We start from the raw sequence: 6678 nt of genomic DNA on the forward strand, positions 1-6678 counted from the left end.
TTAGGGGTGTTCCTGGCAAAATACATTAAAAATCGTGCCAATAAGACGTAATAATACTAAATTTTTCTTAAAAGAACTAAAATATATTGTACTGATTTAGAATAACATATTTAGAATAAAAAAAATGTATTTTTACCGAAGAAAAAAATCACGCTATGTCACAAAGAAAACCGTTAATTTTAGTCACCAATGACGATGGTATTACAGCCCCTGGAATTAGGACTTTAATTAGTATCATGAATGAAATTGGCGATGTATTTGTAGTAGCTCCTGATAGCCCTCAAAGTGCTATGGGTCATGCGATCACAATAAACAACACTTTATATTGTGATCCGATTACTGTGGATAAAAATGCACCTCAAAAGGAATATCGTTGTTCAGGAACTCCTGTTGATTGTGTCAAAATGGCAACAAGACAAATTCTTGATCGAAAACCGGATCTATGCGTGAGCGGAATTAATCATGGTTCTAATTCAGCAATAAATGTTATTTATTCTGGAACAATGAGTGCAGCGGTAGAAGCTGGAATAGAAGGAATTCCTGCCATTGGGTTTTCATTGTTAGATTATAGTATGAATGCTAATTTTGAGCCTTCTCGAAAATATGTAAAAACAATTGTAGAGAATGTATTAAAAAATGGACTGCCGAAAGGWATTGTTCTCAATGTAAATATTCCAAAATTAGAAAAGGAAGAAATTAAAGGAATTAAAATTTGCAGGCAAGCAAATGCTCATTGGGTGGAAGAGTTTGACAAAAGAACGAATCCAATGGGAAGAGATTACTATTGGTTATCCGGCAAATTTATCAATGAAGATAAAGGAGAAGATACCGATGAGTGGGCTTTACAAAATGGTTATGTATCCATTGTACCTACGCAATTCGATTTAACCGCACATCATTATATTCAAGAATTAAATAACTGGTCATTACATGATTAAAAAAGAAATCATCATTGGATTTTTAACTGGATTGCTTGCTAATGGAGTTGGCATAGTTTTATACATATTATTATTCTCAGAATTGAGTATTATAGAGACTCTAAAAGCTGCTCAACAAAATAATTTTTTAGGAAGTTTGATTGCTTTAGGAGCAATTCTTAATCTTATAATTTTCTTTTTATTTTTAAAACAAAACAAACCTTATAGAGCGCGAGGAGTACTTCTTGCTACGCTTGTTGCTGCTGTAGGAATCGCTATTAGTAAGTTTGGTTAACACACAATGAAAGTATTGTATAGATGAAATATTATCTTATTGCAGGAGAAGCGTCTGGTGATTTACACGGATCCAATCTAATGAAATCTATTCTTAAAGAAGATCCCAATGCCGAATTTAGGTTTTGGGGAGGAGATCTTATGCAATCTGTCGGTGGCACCATGGTTCTTCATTATAAAGAAAGGGCCTTTATGGGATTTCTTGAGGTAATCTTAAATTTATTTAAAATTTTAGGGTTTATTAAGCAATGTAAAAAAGATATAGAGCAATACAATCCAGATGCCCTCATTTTAATCGACAATTCTGGATTCAATCTTCGTATTGCTGAATGGGCAAAGCCAAAAGGATATATTACTCATTATTACATAAGTCCTCAAGTATGGGCTTCAAGAGCTGGAAGAGTAAAAACAATCAAGGCTAATGTTGATTATATGTATGTGATCTTACCTTTTGTAAAAGATTTTTATAAAAAATATGATTATGAAGTAAATTTTGTAGGACATCCTCTGATAGATGCGATTGCAAACCATAAACAGGTGATGCCAGATGATTTTAAAAAACAATATAGATTAGATGATCGACCTATAATTGCCATTTTGCCTGGAAGTAGAAAACAGGAGATTCGGAAAATGTTGGAGGTTATGCTAAGTGTTGTTGACGATTTCTCTGGATATCAATTTATAATTGCTGGAGCTCCTAGTCAGGATGAAAAGTTCTATGAACCTTTTATCAAGAAAGAAGGAGTTCATTTAATCATGAATCGCACCTATGATATTTTAAGTTTAAGTACTGCTGCTTTAGTTACATCAGGAACAGCAACTTTAGAAACGGCTTTATTTAAAGTTCCCCAAGTGGTTTGCTACAAGGGAAATGCTATTTCCTACCATATTGCAAAACGCATTATCAATCTTGATTATATTTCGCTGGTAAATCTCATTATGAATAAACCAGTAGTTACTGAGTTAATTCAAGGGGATTTCAATACCAAGCAGTTGAAAGAAGAACTCACAATCATACTAGATGATTACAAAAGAGCAGTTATGTTCTTAGATTATTATGACTTAGAAAAAAATCTAGGTGGTAAAGGTGCTAGCGACAAAACTGCCAACCTAATCGTAGAAAAGACAAAATAAATGAAGGGTCCCAAAATGAAAAAACTATGCTACTTTTTGCTTGTAATGTGTATTATACTCTCTTCCTGTGGTGGTGCAAAGAAAAGACGTTCGGTTTCTAAAAAACCAGAACGGACTTCTAAAAGAACCAAAGTAAGTGCGAAAACTAAAAAGATCAAGAGTATTATCGATTATGCAAAAACTTTTGAAGGAACCAGATACAAATATGGAGGTACTACAAAGAGAGGTATGGACTGTTCTGGATTGATGTATACCTCATTCAAGAAAGAGGAAGTTGTGCTACCAAGAACTTCAAAAGCTATGGCTACCCAAGGAACTAAGGTTTCTTTAAAAAATGTGGCAATAGGTGACTTACTATTTTTTAGAACTAATAAAAACAAAAACACAATCAATCATGTTGGTTTGGTTGTAAAGACAGGTAAACAAATTCAGTTTATCCACGCTTCAACTTCTAAAGGAGTAACCATATCTAGTCTTGATGAACGCTATTGGAATAATTGTTTTGCAGGAATTCGAAGAATTCTGTAGACTTTAAAATTCCTGTTTTTTTGCATTTTTTTTATTTTCATCTTACTAAATTCCCTGAATTTATTATAAATTAGTGTATTAAAACTCATTAAACCAATGGAATACTCATTAGACCCGTTAGAAGTAAAAAAAGTTATAGATGCAAAAGTAAATGGACAGGAATATGATGAAGATCAATTCATTTATTACCATCTAAACAGAAATCTTTTCAATGTGAAAAAAGAAATTACATCTTTAACACACTATATGAGCAATAAATTCCGAGATAACAAAGGTTATATTTGGGAAGAAGCTCCAAGGTTTAAAAACTGGTTTCACACTCCAAAGTCTAGATATTTCGGTAGTTTAATAGGTATGAAACCTTATAGTAGAAAATTTCTTCGTTTAGATAAAGAAAGTGGTATAGGAGGCGAATATGAAATGATTATACGACATGATGGTAAAAGAATCGACGCTTTGACTCATGAAGGTTATCAAGAAACATATAATTTTGGACCAACGGCTAATTCAAGTCTTCATATTCTTTTGGATGTAGATCCACATGGACCACACCCTGATTATACAGTAAAAATAGATACTGGAAAAGTAATTATCACAGACAAAAAAACGGAACTATCAGGCACAACAAGACGAAGAAGTCGTGTAAAAAAATAAACTGATAGCTAAATTCAGAACTCCTCCCAATTAGTTTTGACCAACAAAACAGGTCTTAACAGGTAACAACTACTCCCCGCAAAACACAATTAATTAATAGGAGCCTAATTCCTATGAATTAATTTGTTCGGTTGTGCCAAAGTTGCTTAACGTCCCTTTTGTAATCCTGACCTTTTCTTTATGTATTGGAATTATTATTGGGTATTACATCCCTATACCTCTTAAATTAGCAATTGTATTTCAAGTTAGCTGTATAATTGGACTGTCCATTTCCTGGTTATATGCCAAAAAAGTATTTAGCAATACTGCTCATTTTAGTGGAGTCACCATACTCACCTTTATAGTTTTTGGTATCACATTAGTTCAAGTTTATCATCCTAAAAACAATCCTCATCATTTTATCCATCATCTAAATAATACCCAAAAGAATAAAGTAATAGAGTTTTCGGTTAAAAAGCGCTTAAAACCAACTTCTTTTTACGAAAAATATGTTATAAGTCTACATTCATATGAGAATAAAAGGGTAACTGGTGATGTATTGCTTCGGTTACCAAAAGATAGTACAAAAAGTAAATTGATCACTGGTACATCCTACATCGCATATTCAAAACTTCAACCAATCCCTATGCCTTTGAATCCTAATCAATTTAACTATGCGACTTATATGAGTCATGAGTATATTTTTTATCAAACTACTATTAATACTAACAATCTAATCTATATTGATAAAACATCATTTAATATATACCGTATAGCAGATCTTATCAGAATGGATATTCATCAAAAGCTTTCAAGTTATAGTTTTGACACCATACAGTTATCAATAATTAATGCACTTATTTTAGGTCAAAAACAAGATATTGATAGTAACACTTTTAATGATTTTAGAGATGCTGGTGCAACACATATTTTAGCTATATCAGGGCTGCACGTTGGAATATTGCTAATATTATTGAATATCATTCTTAAACCACTAGATTATGTGTTTAGAAAAAGTCGATTAATTAAAGTAATACTTAGCATTTTATCTCTTTGGAGTTTTGCAGTGATTGCTGGTTTATCACCATCTGTTTTAAGAGCAGCTACTATGTTTTCTTTTGTTGCAATAGGTACTTTCATAAGATCTAAAACAAGTATATATAACGCCCTAGTAATATCTATGTTTATTTTACTAAGTATGAATCCTCTAATTCTATTTTCTGTCGGGTTCCAATTAAGTTATGTTGCTGTTTTTTCAATTGTTTGGATACAACCACATTTTGTAAAAATATATAGACCAAAATTTTATATAGACAGAATAATATGGGAAACTTTTACGGTTACTATTACTGCTCAAATAGGCCTACTTCCATTATTATTATACTATTTTCATCAATTCCCTCTCCTATTTATTGTTTCTAATGTAATTATCATTCCTATACTAGGTATAGTACTTGGATTAGGCATCCTAATCATATTATTAGCAGAAATACAATTGCTTACTGATTGGATGGTTACAATATATGGAAGTTTAATAGATATAATAACCTATTTAATTCATTGGGTCGCTAAACAAAAAACATTTATAATAAAAGATATATCATTTTCATTCAACATGCTTATTACCGGATATTTTTTGATAATATCAATAATACTAGCTGTAAAAAACTACCATATTAAAAAGGTTCTTACGATTTGTATAAGTCTTACATTATTCTTACTGGTTTTAGTGTACGAAAAAAACATAAACAACAATAATGAAGAACTTATCATTTTTCATACTCATCATCAAACCATGATTGGTGTTTTACAGAATCGACAATTCAATATATTCTCTAGAGATTCTATCCCTAAGAAAACCTTAGACTTTCTAACAAAAGATTACCTAATTACCCATAATTCTAAGCTCATTTCTTCAAACAAACTTCTAAACATTTATACATACAAGAACAAAAAAATATTAATCCTAGATAACGATGGTCTATATAAACTTCCTAATTTCCAGACGGATATTATAATTTTGATAAATTCTCCAAAAGTTCATTTACATAAAGTAATCGAAGTGTTACAACCTAGACAAATCATAGCTGACGGGAGTAATTATAGAAGTTATTTAGACCGCTGGGAAAACACTTGTTTAAAAGAAAAAGTCCCTTTTCATCGAACAGATAAAAAGGGAGCATTTATATTAAAGTGATTATAGTCTATCTATATTTCATTTTTAAGATCTGAAGTATCTGTATGAGCAAGCAATTCATCTATTGGCATGTCCATTATTTCTTTCACAATCTTATGAAGATCTGGAACAATAGTTCTTGCTAGTTTAGTTGGGCTATTAAAAAGGATCGTAATTCCTAAATCCTCTTGAGGAAATAACGCAATTTCACTTCTGAAACTATTTACATGACCTCCATGATGAATCATTCTAGTGGACACTCCAGTTTCTTTATTTTTGAAATCATGTATTCTCCATCCATGAGCATACTGTGATTCTTGATGATCTTTCCATTTTTGATAATACTTACTTCTTCCAGGAAGATTTATTACTGGATTAAAAACATTTTTTAATCCATTTGCACTCATTACTCCAGGATTGTGTCCCAGAAGAAATCGCATCCACTTAGACATATCAGTTATACTTGCATTTACTCCACCTGCTGGAATCGCATTAAAATACTTTTCATTGAACTTTAATGATTTCCATCGTCTTCCATATTTCCTATGAGGCATAGCAACATTAGTAGCTGTTTGAAGAGATTTATAATCTGTAGAAGCACTACTCATTTCTAAAGGTTCAAAAATCTTTTCTGCTATAGCATCTCCGTATGATTTACCACTTACCTTTTCAATCATTGAACCACTTAATGCAAAAACAGCATTTTGATAACTGTATATTTTTCCAGGCTTATCAATTGTTCGAATATTTTTAAACTGACCCGCAATAGTAGCTAAGTCAACACCATCTTCAACCAAATTAGTAAAACTATGATATGGTAATCCAGAAGAATGTGATAAGATATGGGATAATGTTACACTATCCGACCATTTCTTATTAGCCAATTCAAAATTAGAAACATAATCTTTTACTTTATCATCCCAATGTAGCAAACCTTCTTCTACATATATTCCAGACAAAACACCGGCAAAACCTTTAGAAACAGAACCAATTCTA

The 6678-nt window shown here is 31.6% G+C and carries 7 protein-coding genes; 6 read left to right on the plus strand and 1 reads right to left on the minus strand.

The window, feature by feature from the left end; all coding sequences use genetic code 11:
- Positions 1–155: 155 nt before the first annotated feature.
- The 6 genes from surE (at position 156) to GBO31_RS20995 (ending at position 5703) form a co-directional block, all read left to right on the plus strand.
- Positions 156–938, plus strand: coding sequence for a 5'/3'-nucleotidase SurE (gene surE / locus GBO31_RS20970; protein WP_219010436.1), 783 nt, complete (start codon positions 156–158; stop codon positions 936–938).
- Complete coding sequence (locus GBO31_RS20975; RefSeq protein WP_219010437.1) at positions 931–1212, plus strand: hypothetical protein; 282 nt, start codon at positions 931–933, stop codon at positions 1210–1212. The genes surE and GBO31_RS20975 overlap by 8 nt, the downstream gene beginning before the upstream one ends.
- 23 nt (positions 1213–1235) lie before the next feature.
- Positions 1236–2345, plus strand: a complete 1110-nt coding sequence (gene lpxB, locus GBO31_RS20980; protein WP_219010438.1) for a lipid-A-disaccharide synthase — start codon at positions 1236–1238, stop codon at positions 2343–2345.
- A gap of 15 nt (positions 2346–2360) precedes the next feature.
- A complete protein-coding gene (locus tag GBO31_RS20985; protein WP_219010439.1) occupies positions 2361–2873 on the plus strand; it encodes a C40 family peptidase in 513 nt (170 codons plus the stop codon).
- A 96-nt stretch (positions 2874–2969) separates the two neighbouring features.
- Entirely contained in the window at positions 2970–3527 is a 558-nt protein-coding gene (locus GBO31_RS20990) for a hypothetical protein (protein ID WP_219010440.1), read from the plus strand.
- Positions 3528–3660: 133 nt separating this feature from the next.
- Complete coding sequence (locus GBO31_RS20995; RefSeq protein ID WP_219010441.1) at positions 3661–5703, plus strand: ComEC/Rec2 family competence protein; 2043 nt, start codon at positions 3661–3663, stop codon at positions 5701–5703.
- 11 nt (positions 5704–5714) lie between these two features.
- Here the strand turns inward: GBO31_RS20995 and GBO31_RS21000 are convergent.
- Positions 5715–6678, minus strand: a 964-nt coding sequence (locus GBO31_RS21000; RefSeq protein WP_219010442.1) for a serine hydrolase domain-containing protein, incomplete at its 5' end; no start/stop codon positions are given.

The organism is Aquimarina litoralis (genome assembly GCF_019295435.1).
In the GTDB taxonomy this organism is placed as follows: Bacteria; Bacteroidota; Bacteroidia; order Flavobacteriales; family Flavobacteriaceae; genus Aquimarina; species Aquimarina litoralis_A.